The 13,750-nt window shown below is 57.2% G+C and carries 13 protein-coding genes; 8 read left to right on the forward strand and 5 right to left on the reverse strand.

The features are described 5' to 3' along the window. The first annotated feature begins 108 nt into the window (after positions 1-108). On the forward strand, positions 109-1,149 hold the full coding sequence (locus BLV11_RS02075; RefSeq protein WP_091811270.1) for a hypothetical protein: 1,041 nt from the start codon (positions 109-111) through the stop codon (positions 1,147-1,149). Positions 1,150-1,234: 85 nt separating this feature from the next. Here BLV11_RS02075 and BLV11_RS02080 read toward each other — a convergent pair whose 3' ends face one another. Beyond that, complete coding sequence (locus BLV11_RS02080; RefSeq protein WP_091811271.1) at positions 1,235-2,584, reverse strand: ATP-binding protein; 1,350 nt, start codon at positions 2,582-2,584, stop codon at positions 1,235-1,237. Further along, the gene (locus BLV11_RS02085) at positions 2,571-3,236 is read right to left on the reverse strand and encodes a response regulator (protein WP_091811378.1); all 666 of its coding nucleotides are present in this window, start codon (positions 3,234-3,236) and stop codon (positions 2,571-2,573) included. The genes BLV11_RS02080 and BLV11_RS02085 overlap by 14 nt, the downstream gene beginning before the upstream one ends. A 203-nt stretch (positions 3,237-3,439) precedes the next feature. On the opposite strand from BLV11_RS02085, the gene BLV11_RS02090 reads away from it, so the two are divergent. Genes BLV11_RS02090 through BLV11_RS02100 form a run of 3 tightly spaced genes read left to right on the forward strand, consistent with a single transcriptional unit; the run spans position 3,440 to position 6,522 of the window. Continuing rightward, on the forward strand, positions 3,440-4,003 hold the full coding sequence (locus BLV11_RS02090) for a cupredoxin domain-containing protein (RefSeq protein WP_091811379.1): 564 nt from the start codon (positions 3,440-3,442) through the stop codon (positions 4,001-4,003). 18 nt (positions 4,004-4,021) lie between these two features. Further along, on the forward strand, positions 4,022-5,782 hold the full coding sequence (locus BLV11_RS02095; RefSeq protein ID WP_091811272.1) for a copper resistance system multicopper oxidase: 1,761 nt from the start codon (positions 4,022-4,024) through the stop codon (positions 5,780-5,782). Next, complete coding sequence (locus BLV11_RS02100; RefSeq protein WP_091811273.1) at positions 5,779-6,522, forward strand: copper resistance protein B; 744 nt, start codon at positions 5,779-5,781, stop codon at positions 6,520-6,522. Before BLV11_RS02095 ends, BLV11_RS02100 begins: the two co-directional genes overlap by 4 nt. Before the next feature lie 106 nt (positions 6,523-6,628). On the opposite strand, the gene BLV11_RS18595 is transcribed toward BLV11_RS02100, so the two are convergent. Beyond that, positions 6,629-6,760: a hypothetical protein gene (locus BLV11_RS18595; protein ID WP_281242732.1), complete on the reverse strand. Its 132-nt coding sequence runs from the start codon at positions 6,758-6,760 to the stop codon at positions 6,629-6,631. A gap of 237 nt (positions 6,761-6,997) precedes the next feature. After that, complete coding sequence (locus tag BLV11_RS02105; protein WP_091811274.1) at positions 6,998-7,207, reverse strand: hypothetical protein; 210 nt, start codon at positions 7,205-7,207, stop codon at positions 6,998-7,000. Between the two features lie 613 nt (positions 7,208-7,820). Between BLV11_RS02105 and BLV11_RS02110 the strand changes: the two genes are divergently transcribed. From BLV11_RS02110 to BLV11_RS02120, 3 genes are all read left to right on the forward strand, one after another. Next, positions 7,821-8,279 (forward strand): ATPase, encoded by a 459-nt coding sequence (locus tag BLV11_RS02110; protein ID WP_091811275.1) that lies wholly within the window; start codon positions 7,821-7,823, stop codon positions 8,277-8,279. 49 nt (positions 8,280-8,328) lie between these two features. Continuing rightward, positions 8,329-8,850 carry a hypothetical protein gene (locus BLV11_RS02115; RefSeq protein WP_091811276.1) on the forward strand — a complete coding sequence of 174 codons (522 nt, stop codon included), beginning with the start codon at positions 8,329-8,331 and terminating at the stop codon, positions 8,848-8,850. 91 nt (positions 8,851-8,941) lie between these two features. Continuing rightward, the gene (locus BLV11_RS02120) at positions 8,942-10,630 is read left to right on the forward strand and encodes an HAD family hydrolase (protein ID WP_091811277.1); all 1,689 of its coding nucleotides are present in this window, start codon (positions 8,942-8,944) and stop codon (positions 10,628-10,630) included. Between the two features lie 99 nt (positions 10,631-10,729). Here the strand turns inward: BLV11_RS02120 and BLV11_RS02125 are convergent, their stop codons facing one another. After that, positions 10,730-12,025, reverse strand: a complete 1,296-nt coding sequence (locus tag BLV11_RS02125; RefSeq protein WP_091811278.1) for a DUF2235 domain-containing protein — start codon at positions 12,023-12,025, stop codon at positions 10,730-10,732. Positions 12,026-12,224: 199 nt separating this feature from the next. On the opposite strand from BLV11_RS02125, the gene hemN reads away from it, so the two are divergent. Then, the gene (gene hemN, locus BLV11_RS02130) at positions 12,225-13,652 is read left to right on the forward strand and encodes an oxygen-independent coproporphyrinogen III oxidase (RefSeq protein ID WP_175528258.1); all 1,428 of its coding nucleotides are present in this window, start codon (positions 12,225-12,227) and stop codon (positions 13,650-13,652) included. Positions 13,653-13,750: the final 98 nt, after the last annotated feature.

Raw genomic sequence — 13,750 nt, forward strand, 5'->3', positions numbered from 1 at the left:
TTTAATCCGGATTTAGACGCTATGATGTAAGCCGTTGGATTTCCATCAAGGAAGCGGTGCGTAGGCACCCGGTTAATGTTCAAACTAAGGATGTATAGGGATAGTTATATGAGCAAAATTTCTTCATTGCTGATCAAGGGCGCCGTTAGCGGTACCGCAGTTGCCATGCTGGCAGGATGTCAGATGCTGGATTCAGCAAGTGGTGGTCACGCCTCCATTGTGAGTGCCAGTGAAGGCCAACTGGTTGTTGGTGAACGTACCCGTGGTGAGCTGACCACCAAAAGTCCCCTCAACGTGAAGGATGGCAGTCGCTACCAGACCTACAGCCTGTCCCTGCAGGAAGGCGATCTGATCGAGATCGAGGTGGATGGCAGTGTTGAGGGAGTGGTATCCCTCTACGACGACCAGGACGAATTGCTGGTCAGTGCCTCCCCCCTGCGTTTCCGCGCTGATGAGGCCGGCGATTATGCGGTCGTCATCAGCGGTGCCAGCTCCGACAGCTACGGTCCTTTCAATATCCGCTCCAGCAGCATTGAGCTGAATGACACTGGTGAACTGGCCGTGCCAGGGACCACCACCGGTTGGCTGCAGATGGAGCCGCGCACCTACACCCTGTCGGTGGAGACCGCGGGCGCTTATCAGATCGATATGGTTTCCGACGACTTTGACACCATGCTGATGCTGGATGGCCCCAATGGCTACCATAACGAAAATGACGATGGTGGCATGGACTATAACGCCAGCCTCGGCGACATGCTGCAGCCAGGAGAGTACACCCTGACAGCAACCTCTTACGAGGAAAGTGCCGGTCTGTACACCATTGAAATTTCCAGCCTTAACATCGAATTCACTGACACCGACACCCTGGATGTGAACGCCGAAATAACCGGTTGGATGCGCTCAGGCCCTGACAGCTACTCGCTGACCATTGAGGAAGAAGGCGTCTACCAGATCGACATGCAGTCTTCCAGCCTGGACTCTGTGCTGGCGGTGGAAGGTCCGGATGGCTTCTACGCCGAGGACGACGACGGAGGTGAGAACTACAACTCACGCCTCACCGAAACCCTGAAGCCGGGTGTTTACCAGGTAACAGCCAGCAGCTATGAAGAAAACGGCGGTATCTATTCGCTGTCGGTACATCGTAACTGAGGGCTGACCGGGCAGGTTTTGTGACCTGCCGGTGAGTACCAGAAGGCAGGGCTGCTTCGGCTGCTCTGCCTTTTTTAATGCCTGCTCAGCCGAGGGTGGCCGGCAGTTCCAGGGTGGCGGCCAAGCCACCGCTGGGGCTGAGTTCAAACATCAGTGAGCCATGGTAGCGTTCCGCGAGATCGCGGACGATGGCCAGGCCAATACCGTGGCCCGGGGTCTGCTGATCCAGACGAACACCCCGGGTGCCGAGGCTATCCAGTTGGCCCGGGGCGACACCGGGACCGTCATCCTCGACCCGAACCGTCAGCGTACCGTTGTTCGCCGCCAGTCTCAGAATCACCTGTTTCTCAGCCCATTTGCCCGCGTTGTCGAGCAGGTTGCCGAGCATTTCATTGAGGTCGTGCTCGTCCACTGGCCAGGTGGCTTCCGGAGCCAGCGCTGTCACCAGTTCAAAGTGGCTATCAGGGTAAAGCCTGCCGAGCATCCACAGCAGCTCCCGAGCCTGTTTCAGAGGGTGAGCCTGGTGGCCGATCCGTGGTCCGGCGATCTGTTCCCTGCGCAGCTCTGCCTCCAACTGCTGATCAATATCGGCCAGCTTGCGAACCAGTTGTTGCCGTGACTGCTGATCGAGTGGGCGCTGGTCGTCCTCCAGAATCTGACGAACCGCTGCAATCGGGGTCTTGATGCTGTGAGACAGGTTGGCCAGTGCGTTGCGCGAATGACTGAGGCGTTGCTCCAGGGTGTTGAGCAGAGCGTTGATCTGGTCCGTGAGTGGCGCAAATTCGGCGGGCATGCGCTGATCCAGTCGTTCCCGTTCACCGGCCTGAAGCTGCAGCAGAGCTTGTTGTATGCCCCGGACAGAACGCAGCGCCAGATGAACCGCCAGAAAGATCATGCCGACCAACATCAGCAACAGAGTGCCTGAAAGCACGGCGGTCCAGAGGTGAAGCTTGGTTTCCCCCCGGGTCAGTGCGGTGAGATCCTCGGCCACCACGATGGTAAATGGCGTTCCTTCAAAGTCGCCGCTGCGCCGGTAGGCCAGGTAGCTGATCGTCGTGGAGCTTCCTGCCAGTTCTGCGCTGGCGCTGATGATGCCATTTTCCTGTCCCGTCAGTAACGGCGTCAGCACCGGTTGCCAGGATTCCGGGGATACTTTTTGCTGATCTCCCATTCCGATCGCAAAGGCATGGTGAAAAACTTCTTCCACCGACCGGCCCGCGTCGCCAAAGGGCCTGTTCTGGCTCAGGGCTTCCTGAAGCTGGTGTTCAATAAAGTTGGCTTCTTCCAGTAATCGTGATTTCGCGAACGACCGCGACATGTGCTCCAGCAGCAGACCATGAACCAGCCAGGCCAGGATGATGACTGTGACCGCAGCGGGAAGGAGCCAGGCAAACAGGGTTACCCGGATGGAGTAAACGGTTCTAGTCCTGGGCATGGAAGCGATAACCCTGACCACGCTGGGTGCGGATAGTGTCTTTGCCGATCAGCAGGCGAAGGCGGCGGATATAGGCCTCAATGGTGTTGTCAGATGGGGTTTCATTGAGGTTATAGAGCTGCTCCATCAGGTCGTCCTTGGAGAACACTTGCGTGGGGCGGCTCATCAGACAGCGCAGCAGGCGGAACTCGGTGCCGGTGAGGGCATGTTCCTCACCATCCGGGGTGGTGATCCACTGGCGGTTTTCATCAAGCTCGTAGCCCCCCACCTTGAGACAACTCTCGACTCGCCCCTCGCTACGGCGGATCAAGGCGTTGAGGCGGGCCAGCAGCTCCTCGGTCTGGAACGGCTTGGCCAGATAATCATCGGCGCCGGCTTTCAGACCGTTGACCTTGTCCTGCCAGTCGCCCCGCGCGGTAAGGATGAGAACCGGCAGGGTAAGCTTCTGGCTGCGCCACTGGCGCAGCACGTCGAGCCCGCTGCCATCGGGTAACCCCAGGTCCAGAATGGCAATGCGATAGTCTTCCTGGCTTCCCAGCCGGCAGGCGCGGCTGACGGTATCCGCGCAGTCAACACTATAGCCTGCTCGGGCCAGCTGGTGGGTCAGCCCGTCGGTCAGCAGTGAGTCATCTTCAACAAGCAGCAAACGCATGGAATGTTCGTCCATAGTGGGCACAAAGCCTGAAAGCATAGCGTTACAGGCTGAAACCAATCTGAATCAATGATGGCGATGGGCTTTCAGAAAGAATTCAGTTTCGTCATGCACATTAACGCCAGTGTGAACGGTGGTTGCCGGAATGACAATGTAACCACGGGATATTGGACAATAATCAAATCGGAGTGTGTATGACTTCCATGTCACTGAAAGTTCTCGTGTCTGCCGCAGTTTTGAGTGTATCCGCCGGCGCCTATGCTGCCGGAAGCCATAGCGGTGGCCACCATGCCGGGGAAGGTGATCATGCCAGCGACGGCCATCACAGTGCCGGGAATATTGGCCGCGCGGGTAATCCCGAGGATGTGACCCGTACTATCGACATTACTATGTACGACAACTACTACGAGCCGGAAGTCATTGACGTGAACCAGGGCGAAACCGTGCGGTTCCGCATTACCAACCAGGGTGCGCTGGTCCATGAGTTCAACATCGGTACTGCGGCGATGCACCGCTCTCATCAGGCAGAAATGATGATGATGGTGGAGCACGGTGTCCTGAAAGGCGACCACATTGACCACGACATGATGAACATGGATATGGGCAATGGTCACACCATGAAACACGACGACCCCAACAGCGCCCTGCTGGAACCGGGTCAGAGTGCCGAGGTTATCTGGACCTTCAACGAGCAGGCCAACCTGGAATTCGCCTGCAACGTGCCTGGTCACTACCAGGCGGGTATGTCCGGTGAATTTGATATCTGAGCTTAGCAGGCAGTCACTATGAGAGTATTTGTTGTAACGGTATTGGTGAGTTTGCTGTCGTGGGCGGCCCAGGCCGGGGAGTACAACCTGACGGTAGACCGGGTCACCATCGATGCGGGCGAGTTCACCAAGCAGGGCATTGGCTACAACGGCAGCTCGCCGGGCCCGGTCCTGCGTTTCAAGGAAGGTGAGGAGGTCACGATCAATGTGACCAACAACCTCGATGTCTCCACTTCCATTCACTGGCATGGGCTGATCCTGCCGTTTCAGATGGACGGTGTCCCCGGAATCAGCTACGACGGCATAGCCCCCGGTGAAACCTTTACCTACCGATTCCCCATTGTGCAGAGCGGAACCTACTGGTTCCACAGCCACAGCGGCTTTCAGGAGCCGGAAGGAGCATTTGGCGCGATCATCATCGAGCCGGAAGGTCGTGAACCGTTCCGCTTTGACCGTGAGTATGTGGTTCAGCTGACTGACAAGCATCCGCACACCGGGGATCGTATCCTGCGTAACCTGAAAATGTCGGCGGATTACTACAACCGACAGCAGCAGACGGTGGGAGACTTCTTTGCCGACGCCCAGAGTCAGGGTTTCTGGTCGGCTCTTCAGGATCGTCTGATGTGGGGCGACATGCGCATGATGAAGGCTGACATTGAAGATGTTCAGGGCTTTGTCGGCATGATTAACGGCAAGTCGCCGGAACAGAACTGGACCGGTCTGTTCGAGCCGGGCGAGCGTATCCGTCTGCGCTTCATCAACTCCTCGGCCATGACCTACTTCGATGTGCGCATCCCGGGCCTGGAAATGACCGTGGTTGAGGCTGATGGCAATTATGTTCAGCCGGTTTCCGTCGATGAGTTCCGGATTGGTGTCGCTGAAACCTACGATGTCATCGTACGGCCCAGAGAAGACCGTGCTTACACCATCTTCGCTGAATCCATGGGTCGCTCGGGCTACGCTCGTGGCACACTGGCGACGGCGGAAGGCATGACCGCCGAGGTGCCCGAACTGCGCCCCGCGCCCCTGCTGACCATGGCCGATATGGGCGGTCACAGTGGCATGGATCACAGCGGTATGGCGATGGGTGACATGGATATGGCCGCGATGGAAAGCGATGGCATGTCAGGCACTGACGGTGCTATGGCCATGGATCATGGCAGTATGAATGGCGATATGTCCGGCCAGATGGGCGGAAGCATGGCGATGGACCATGCGGCCATGGGGCATGCTATGCCCGAAGCGGATGACAATCCGTTCTATGCCGATGGCAGTGGCCTGATCCCTGAAGCCGCGAATGGTGGCCGGTTCCTCGCCTACACCGATCTGCGGGCCCAGCGCCCCCTCTATGAGGATCGTGAACCGACGCGGGAAATCGAGTTGCGCCTGACCGGTAACATGGAGCGCTATATCTGGAGCATCAATGGCGTCAAATATGAAGATGCCGAACCGATCCGCCTGCAGTACGGAGAGCGGGTGCGCTTCAAGTTCGTCAATGAAACCATGATGACTCACCCCATGCACCTTCATGGCATGTGGTCGATCCTCGACGTAGGCCAGGATAAATGGAACCCGATCAAGCATGTGATCAGCGTCGCCCCGGCCACGACTGTGTATATGGAAACGGAAGTAGATGCTCCCGGCGAATGGGCATTCCACTGCCATCTCTCCTATCACGCAGCCTCCGGCATGTTCCGTAAGGTCATTGTGGAAGGCGGCCCGGATTCAGTCGCCGACGGAGACGCGGAGGCCGTTGACGGCCAGGAAGGTGAGGCATGATCAGACAAATGGCCGCCACCTCTTGGCTCGCTTTGTTGATGGCTGCTCCGCTGGCGACAGCTCAGGCTGCCGTCAGTGAACAGGAAGATACCCAGTCTGCCCGTTATTTCTGGGGTGTTCAGTTCGAGGAGTTCGAGTACCGCTACAGCGATGATGACGAAGAGTTGGGAGTCTGGAAGGCGGATGCCTTCTACGGAACCGACGAATTCAAGTTGCGCTGGTTGTCCAATGGCGAGTACGCAATCGAGGAACAGGCCTACGAGCAGCTTGAAAACCAGCTGGTAGGGCAGATGCCGGTGTCCGACTTCTTTGATGTCAAAGCCGGCGTCAGGATCGATACTCCCGAAGGGCCCGACCGCACCTATGCGGTGCTGGGCGTGACGGGCTTGGCTCCGCAGTGGTTTGAAGTGGATGCCAACCTTTACGTCAGCAAGGACGGCGATACGTCAGCGGAACTCGATGCCGAGTATGAACTGCTGATCACCAACTACTGGATTCTGGTCGCTTCGCTTGATGCTACGGTCGCGTTCAGTGAAGACCGGGAGATCGGTGTCGGCAAAGGGCTGGTGTCGACCGAGACGGGACTGAAACTGGGGTATGACCTGATCGATCGGTCTTTTTCACCCTATTTTGGGGTGGTCCACGAACGGAAATACGGAGACACCGCTGACTTCGCTGAGGCAGGTGGTGGCAGCACCGAGGACTGGTTTGCGGTCGTCGGGGCTAGGCTCTCTTTCTGAGGGCTCACAAGGGCTCGGGGTGAATGCCTCGGGCCCTTTTGCTTTGTAAGACACCTTTGAATAAGGAATCCGTATTCCGCTCAACTTCAGGTCGCGCTGTTTTGAGCTACTGTTGATAGAGGCGGTAACGCTCAGGCAGGGAAGGAGCAGCCCATGAAGCAGGCTCATCAACATCGTCACGAGCACGACCGTCACGAATGCCGGGAACCTCAAACTGGCGTGACTGATACCTTCCCATGCCCCCTCAGATCGTCCGGAGTGGCAGGCTACCGTTGATTCAGGTCAACGCAGGCATCGATAGGCTGCGGAGGACGCTTGTATTCAGGCGTAATTCAGTTTCAGCTGCTGTCATAGGAACAGAGAGAAGTGATGGTTTACGGCAAATGAATAGGCCAGTCAGCCGCAACACGGTTGCGGCTGACTGTATGGTTGTTTGTTTGAATTCGTAAATTAAATACTTTGTGTTGATATTGGATTACTGTTCGGGTCTGTTGTTTATGTGGGTGTTTTCCTGTTGCCCGTGTTTGTTTTGTTGTTGCATATAAAGGCTTCCCGAAGGATCAGTATCGGCTGACTTTTCTGGATAACTGCGAGCTTCGTTGATTCGGTCTGCCAGGCCTGAGTCGGCATGGGTGGTTGCTGAGAACAGTACGGCTACTATCGAGAAAATGATTGATTTTTTCATTATTTATTCCTTTTTTTTGATGTTTGATATGTAAAGTCTGTTTAAGGCTGTAAATCTTGAGTTAAGGACTTTCAGCGAGACGATTGACTATAAGGATTAAGCTTTAAAAAACTTGGTGCCAATGCCCTTTTGGCAGGTTTTTCGTCGTTCTCCTTTTGTCCGGTTTTCGGCGTTAGTTAATCATCTATTTCTGAACTGTTTCTGAAAATTCCGATATTGTTGTTGGGATTTGATATGGGCGTTTCATGGATGTTTTTTATATATAGTGAGTCAGTATTCAGGGGCTGCCTGAATATTCAGGTTAAATTCAGTCGTCGCGACATCAGGGCGACATGCGGCGGTGTGGCGATCCTGAACAGTGGTTCGCAGTGATCGGTGCTAAGCTGATGTTCTGAGAGCCTGCCTTTCAGACGTTCATTGAAACCGGTAATGGTTAGCCATTACCGGTTTTTTTATGTCTGGCCTGTTTGCTGGTTACAGAACCATCGCCTTGCTGACCTGGGTCAATTTGCCGGCCGGTATTCGCTGTCATGGTGACTTTTTCAGCTTCAATTCAGCCAACGCTGTTTAGATAACTTTTAGATTACAGAGACGCACAGGGGAGTCGAACCTTATGGAGATCAAGACGTTTCGTGAACTGATTGACTGGACCCGGGATCTGCACCAGCACCTGTCAGACTGCCTGGCCCACTGTTCCGGGGAACACAAGCAGGAGCGCGCCCAGGCGCTGTTGCAGTACCTCGCCGATCACGAGTCCGAACTGGCGAACATCGTCGCCGAGTTCGAGCACCAGGGTAATCACAAGGCCATGGAAACCCGGGTTTACGACTACCTCAACCACCACCCACTGGAAACTCATCGCACGTGTTCACTGCCCTACGCTGAGATGTCCTTCGAGCAGATCAGCCACGAAGTATTCGATTTCCATGACCAGATCATGGACCTGTACAAAACTCTGGTGAGTAAGGCCGATATCCCGGAAGCGCAGGATCTCCTGCAGGCCCTGCTGACAATGGAGGAACACGAAGCCATGCGGCTGGCGCGCCAGATTGGCCGGATGGATGACGTTTAAGCACACCAACAATCACTGTGGATTTGGAATTGTTCTCAGGAGAATTACCATGACTAATTGGAAACCCGTTGTATTGGCGTCACTCATTGGCGTTGTCGCTGCCCCGGCATTTGCTCACTATGGCCATGAAAACTGGGCCCCGGACGATAGGCCAATGGGAGACCCGAATGAGATGTACGAGCAGATGGAAGAGCACATGGAGGAGATGCATGAGCTCATGGAGTCCATCCATGAAGAAGGACCGGGGGCCAAACGCCAGGAACTGATGACGGAGCACATGGATCTGATGCAGCGCTACATGTATCAGATGCACGGTGGAATGATGGGGCAGGGTATGGGTCAAGGTATGGGACAGGGTATGGGTCAAGGTATGACCGGAGGATCCGGGCAGATGCCCGGTCAGAATGCGGGCATGATGAACCAGGACCGCGGTGCCGGCGCACAAGGACAGGGACCCGGAGCTATGAACCAGGGCCAGCGCATGCAGCAGATGGAGCGGCGGGTGGACCAGATGCAGTTGATGATGGAGCAGATGCTGCAGAACCAGCGGGAAATGATGCGGGGCAACTAGTGTCCTGACTGGGCGGTTTGGTGCTGGGCTGGAAAATGGGTTTTACTGAAGAGCGAGGGAAAGGAAACTTCACTCTTCAGGAGGCTTTGGCATGGCTCGATTTTCTGACGATCTGGCGCCCCCCCGTGTCCTGATGTTTGACTGGCATGGCACCCTGGTAAATACCAGTGATGCCATGTTCAGTGCCATGGAGGAAATGCTTCCCCGGCTGGAGGAGTTGCAGCTGGTGGAGCGGCTGCTCCCGGAAGACAAATGTTTGACCCCCGATGACGCCCGGCTGGTTCGCTACATACGCGTTTACCGGCGGTTGCACCCCCGGATTCTGGCGGAACGCCGGGTATCCCGTACTGACATTTTTAATGCCATCTTCGGCGATGACGAAGAGGCGCGACTGATCGCCCATGAGGCCTACAACCAGGCCTATCGAACCCATTTTGGCCAGGTCCGGCCGTTCCAGGAAGGTGTTTATGATTACCTGCAGGCCTGCAGAGAGATGGGCATTAAGCTGGCCGTTGCCACCAACCGCAACCGGGAGTTCCTCGATACCGAGATCCGCACTGTGGATAGTGGTCGCTGGGTCAACCTGTTTGATACCACCGTCTGTGCTGACGACGTTACCCATTACAAGCCCGACCCTGAGGTAATGCTTAAGGCACTGGAAAAACTGGGGCTGCCCGCAGATACCAGCGCCTGGTATGTCGGCGACAGCTTCATCGATATGATCACTGCGGCCCGCACGGACATCACCCGGGTATTCTATAACGGCGCCTGTTGGGATCAGGACCGGATCGAGAGCTGGTTCAGCCATCGTAATACGCCTCACGCGATTCTCGACAGTTTCGAGGATCTGATGTCGGGGCTGGATCTGCTTAGTCGCGACCATCCGGATGCCTTTACCGCGGAGCCAGAGCGGGTTCGGCCACCGTATCACCCGCCGCCCGTTCCCCCCGAGCCCCGGGTCGAGGCGGACTGGCATCCGGCGGTGGCGAGACTGATCCGGCCGTCCGTGATCCTGTTCGACTGGCATGCGACGCTGGTGGATACCCTGGATGCCATGTACCACGCGGTGGATGACATGTTACCGGAGTTCCATCAACTGCAGCTCATGGACCGGATGGTGATGCCTGAGGAGAGCAAAACGCCGGAGGATGCGCGGCTGGTGGCCTATGTGCGGGAATTTGCGGCGCTGCACCCGAAGGTCAAGGCTGACCGCAAGATCTCCCGTACCGATATCTTTGAAGTGTTGTTTGGTGACGACCAGGACGCCAAGCAGATGGCCCATAAGGCCTTCAACCGCCATTACCGTAATCACTATGGCACGGTAAAACCCTTTGAGCCCCGGGTACGGGAAATGCTTGAGGCGCTGCGCCGGCATAATATCCAGACCGGCCTGATCACCAACCGCGATCGTGAGTTCTTCGAGCATGAGCTGGCGGCCGTGGAAGACACTGGCTGGGCGCACCTTTTTGACACCAATGTCTGCGGTGATGATACCCCGTTGCGTAAGCCCCACCCCGACCAGTTGCTGCTGGCCGCTCATCATCTGGCGTATCCGGCAGACCCCAGTGTCTGGTACGTCGGAGACAGCACCACAGACATTATTGCGGCTAAACGGGCCGGCATGACGGGGGTGTTCTTCAATGGGGCCCAGTGGGATTTGCCCTGGCTCAACAAGATCTTTCCCGGCACCCACCTGCATCCCGACAAGCCCGATGTGGTGGTGAACGATTTTTCCGAGTTCTGGGCGCTGGTGCTGGCTTGCGAGATCGGGCCGGCTTGATAATTGAGGGCAGTGATGGCGGGTGGTGGAGAGCGGAATGGCCCGGTGGTCGACGTGAAGACAAACCCCGCTAAACGGCGGAGTTTGTCTTCCGCAGCGTCAGGCTGCCTTTGAAAACGCCAGCCCGTGCTCCTGGTCACTCTTCCACACACAGACCGCTTCGGTGGGATCGAAGAAGTCACTGGCGATCTGCACTTTGGCCCCCTGCTGGATCGGGTGGTTGGTGCGGATCCGTATGCCGCCCTCGAGGCTGTAGTCGAGCAACTCACAGGACAGTGGTTGGGCATCCGGTGCAAGGGCCAGCTCCGCTTCCACATTGGTTACAGTATGGCGTTGCTGGTGGCGGCGTTCTTGGTACTCATGATCGCTGACGGGTTCGTCGATGACCTCGCCCGGGAACGGGAAGTCCAGGTTCTGGGGCAGATAATGGCCACTGCGGATACTGGCCATGACGGTGTCGTGGATGGTGACGTTCAGCGGAGGGTGGTCGGGATCACCATAGACACTGCGAATACCCCGCTCAAATTTCAGCATTTCCAGCAGGCGGTAGCCGGCGGAGAAGGAATCGTGGGCCGCCATGTTCGGATTCGGGTGCCCGATGTGCTGCAGATAGCGGGTGTCCAGATCCAGGCCCAGCTCCTGTGCCTTGCCTGCCATCCAGAACAGGGCAATGTCTGATAGCCCACAGTCTTTGTAGCCGCCACCAATGTCGGAATGAACCCCGCGGAACCAGCATTGTTCGACGGTCTGGTGAGGCTCGACGGTTCCGGTCCAGAGGTCGGGGAGGAACGGCTCCCGTTGTTCGTCCAAAGCGAGAGCCTGATAGGCATGCTCGATGATCGGGCTGATGTGGGTGTTGAAGAAACCGACCCAATTGCGGGTTGCCTTACGCAGGAGAGGCGTTGGTGCGCCCAGTGCGCCAACGGTGTCCCACACACCCACCATGCGGATGGTTGGCCGGTTGTTCTCATCGTAGCGCGATGCTGGCCGCTTGCCGGGCTCGGTGCGGTAATAGCGATAGGCCTGTGGCAACGTTTCCAGCTCACTCTTCTCCATCAGCCCGACGGCGTAGACAAAGCCGGCAAAAGCCCGGGCGGTATAGGCGCCGCGGCTGAACCCTATGGCGTAGATTTCGTCGCCGTCGTGATAGTTATGCACGAGGAAGCGGTAGCAATCGAGCACGTTCTTGGCCAGGCCCTTGCCGAAAGCGCCACCGATCAGCTTGTCGGTCTTACTGCCCGTGCCAACACCCTGGTCGTAGAACACCACCTGCTGGGCGCCGTCATCGGCCATGGGTTTAATACTGCGGACCATTTTGACCACGTTGGTGGGGTCAACGTCGGGCTGATTCCAGGTACCGTCGCAGCAGATGATGATGCGTTTGGAGGAAATCATGGCGACCTCCTGTCTAACTTGCTTTCAGGTGGAAATTCCGGCCTATCGCAATGCGATGACAACGCCATTGATACCGGAAAGTATAGTCCAACAGCACAGAATCACCCCTTTTCCGGCCCGCTTTGATGTCGGTCAATGGTCCCTCTGGCGGGGCTCGCTATAGTGTTAGCCGATTTGATGGGAGGACCGTGAGATGGGGATGAACAGTTTGGCGAAGTCAAGGCTGGTGCAGGGGCATGATGAGGCGGGTAATGGCCTGGTCTGGGACGAGGCGCTGATCCGTCGTTACGACCTGAGTGGCCCCCGGTACACGTCCTATCCCACGGCGGTTGAGTTTACCCCGGATTTTACGACCGCGGACCTGTTGGCGGCCGCTGAACGAAGTCGCGTCCAGGGCGGGCCACTGTCGCTCTATACCCACCTGCCGTTCTGCGCGCGGCTCTGTTATTACTGTGCCTGCAACAAGGAGGTCACCCGCAAGCGCGACAAGGCCATGCCCTACGTCGAGCGCCTGCTGAAAGAAGCGACGGCCCAGGCCCGCTTGTTTGGGGCGGAACGCCAGGTGCGGCAGTTGCATTGGGGCGGCGGTACGCCCACATTTCTGCCCACTGCCGCCATGAGGGAACTGATGGCCGGCTACCGGGATCTGTTCAACCTGCAGTCCGACGACGCCCGGGATTTCAGCGTCGAGATCGACCCCCGCGAGGTGGATGACCAGACCCTGGCAACGCTGTGGGACCTGGGGTTCAATCGCATCAGCCTGGGCGTTCAGGACCTGAACCTGAAAGTCCAGAAAGCCGTTAACCGGATTCAGCCCCTGAACATGACCCGGGCAGTGCTGGATGAAGCCCGTTATCTCGGTTTTCGCTCCATCAACCTGGACCTGATCTACGGCCTGCCGTTCCAGACGCCAGAGAGCTTTGCTGAAACGCTGGAGCAGGTGATTGAGATGTCGCCGGACCGGCTGTCGGTGTTCAGTTACGCCCACCTCCCGGAGCGCTTTTTTCCGCAGACGCGCATACGGGCGGAGGATTTGCCGTCCCCGGCTGACAAACTCACGATTCTTCACAACACCATCAACCGGCTGCTGGCGGCGGGTTATGAATACATTGGCATGGACCACTTCGCCAAACCCGATGACAGCCTGGCGGTCGCGCAGCGACATGGCGAATTGCACCGGAATTTCCAGGGCTACACGACCCATTCGGACTGTGACCTTGTGTCCCTCGGGGTGTCAGCCATTGGCCAGACCGATGACGCCTATTTCCAGAACACGTCGGTGCTGGCGGACTGGGAACAGGCCATTGACGATGGCCGGCTGGCCGTTGTCCGTGGTGTGCAGCTGACGGATGACGACCGTATCCGGCGTTGGGTGATCGGACAACTCATCTGCCACTTCCGCCTGGACCGTCAGCAGTTCGAACAGACATGGGGGCGGGCGTTTGATGCTTATTTCGCGGATGAGCTGAGGCAGTTGGCAGGCATGGAGAACGACGGCCTGGTTGCCGATGACGGTCATGCACTGCAGGTACAGCCCCAGGGGCGGCTGCTGATTCGAGCCATCTGTCAGCTCTTCGACCATTACCGCAAGGACGGCGCTGGTCAGCGTTTCTCCCGTATTATCTGAGCCCTCAGTGCAGAGGGCTTCTTTCCTGCCTGGATGGGGGGAGAGCTCATCTCCAGCGGCCCCGTCTGACAATCATCAAGGTGACAAACAGGCTGAGG

The sequence above is a fragment of the Marinobacter mobilis genome (assembly GCF_900106945.1).
Lineage (GTDB): Bacteria > Pseudomonadota > Gammaproteobacteria > Pseudomonadales > Oleiphilaceae > Marinobacter > Marinobacter mobilis.

Excerpts from the sequence above, each read along its gene's own strand:
- BLV11_RS02075 (WP_091811270.1), top strand. The coding sequence starts at position 109 with ATGAGCAAAATTTCTTCATTGCTGATCAAGGGCGCCGTTAGCGGTACC.
- BLV11_RS02080 (WP_091811271.1), bottom strand. The coding sequence starts at position 2,584 with ATGCCCAGGACTAGAACCGTTTACTCCATCCGGGTAACCCTGTTTGCC.
- BLV11_RS02085 (WP_091811378.1), bottom strand. The coding sequence starts at position 3,236 with ATGCGTTTGCTGCTTGTTGAAGATGACTCACTGCTGACCGACGGGCTG.
- BLV11_RS02090 (WP_091811379.1), top strand. The coding sequence starts at position 3,440 with ATGTCACTGAAAGTTCTCGTGTCTGCCGCAGTTTTGAGTGTATCCGCC.
- BLV11_RS02095 (WP_091811272.1), top strand. The coding sequence starts at position 4,022 with ATGAGAGTATTTGTTGTAACGGTATTGGTGAGTTTGCTGTCGTGGGCG.
- BLV11_RS02100 (WP_091811273.1), top strand. The coding sequence starts at position 5,779 with ATGATCAGACAAATGGCCGCCACCTCTTGGCTCGCTTTGTTGATGGCT.
- BLV11_RS18595 (WP_281242732.1), bottom strand. The coding sequence starts at position 6,760 with ATGGGAAGGTATCAGTCACGCCAGTTTGAGGTTCCCGGCATTCGTGAC.
- BLV11_RS02105 (WP_091811274.1), bottom strand. The coding sequence starts at position 7,207 with ATGAAAAAATCAATCATTTTCTCGATAGTAGCCGTACTGTTCTCAGCA.
- BLV11_RS02110 (WP_091811275.1), top strand. The coding sequence starts at position 7,821 with ATGGAGATCAAGACGTTTCGTGAACTGATTGACTGGACCCGGGATCTG.
- BLV11_RS02115 (WP_091811276.1), top strand. The coding sequence starts at position 8,329 with ATGACTAATTGGAAACCCGTTGTATTGGCGTCACTCATTGGCGTTGTC.
- BLV11_RS02120 (WP_091811277.1), top strand. The coding sequence starts at position 8,942 with ATGGCTCGATTTTCTGACGATCTGGCGCCCCCCCGTGTCCTGATGTTT.
- BLV11_RS02125 (WP_091811278.1), bottom strand. The coding sequence starts at position 12,025 with ATGATTTCCTCCAAACGCATCATCATCTGCTGCGACGGTACCTGGAAT.
- hemN (WP_175528258.1), top strand. The coding sequence starts at position 12,225 with ATGAACAGTTTGGCGAAGTCAAGGCTGGTGCAGGGGCATGATGAGGCG.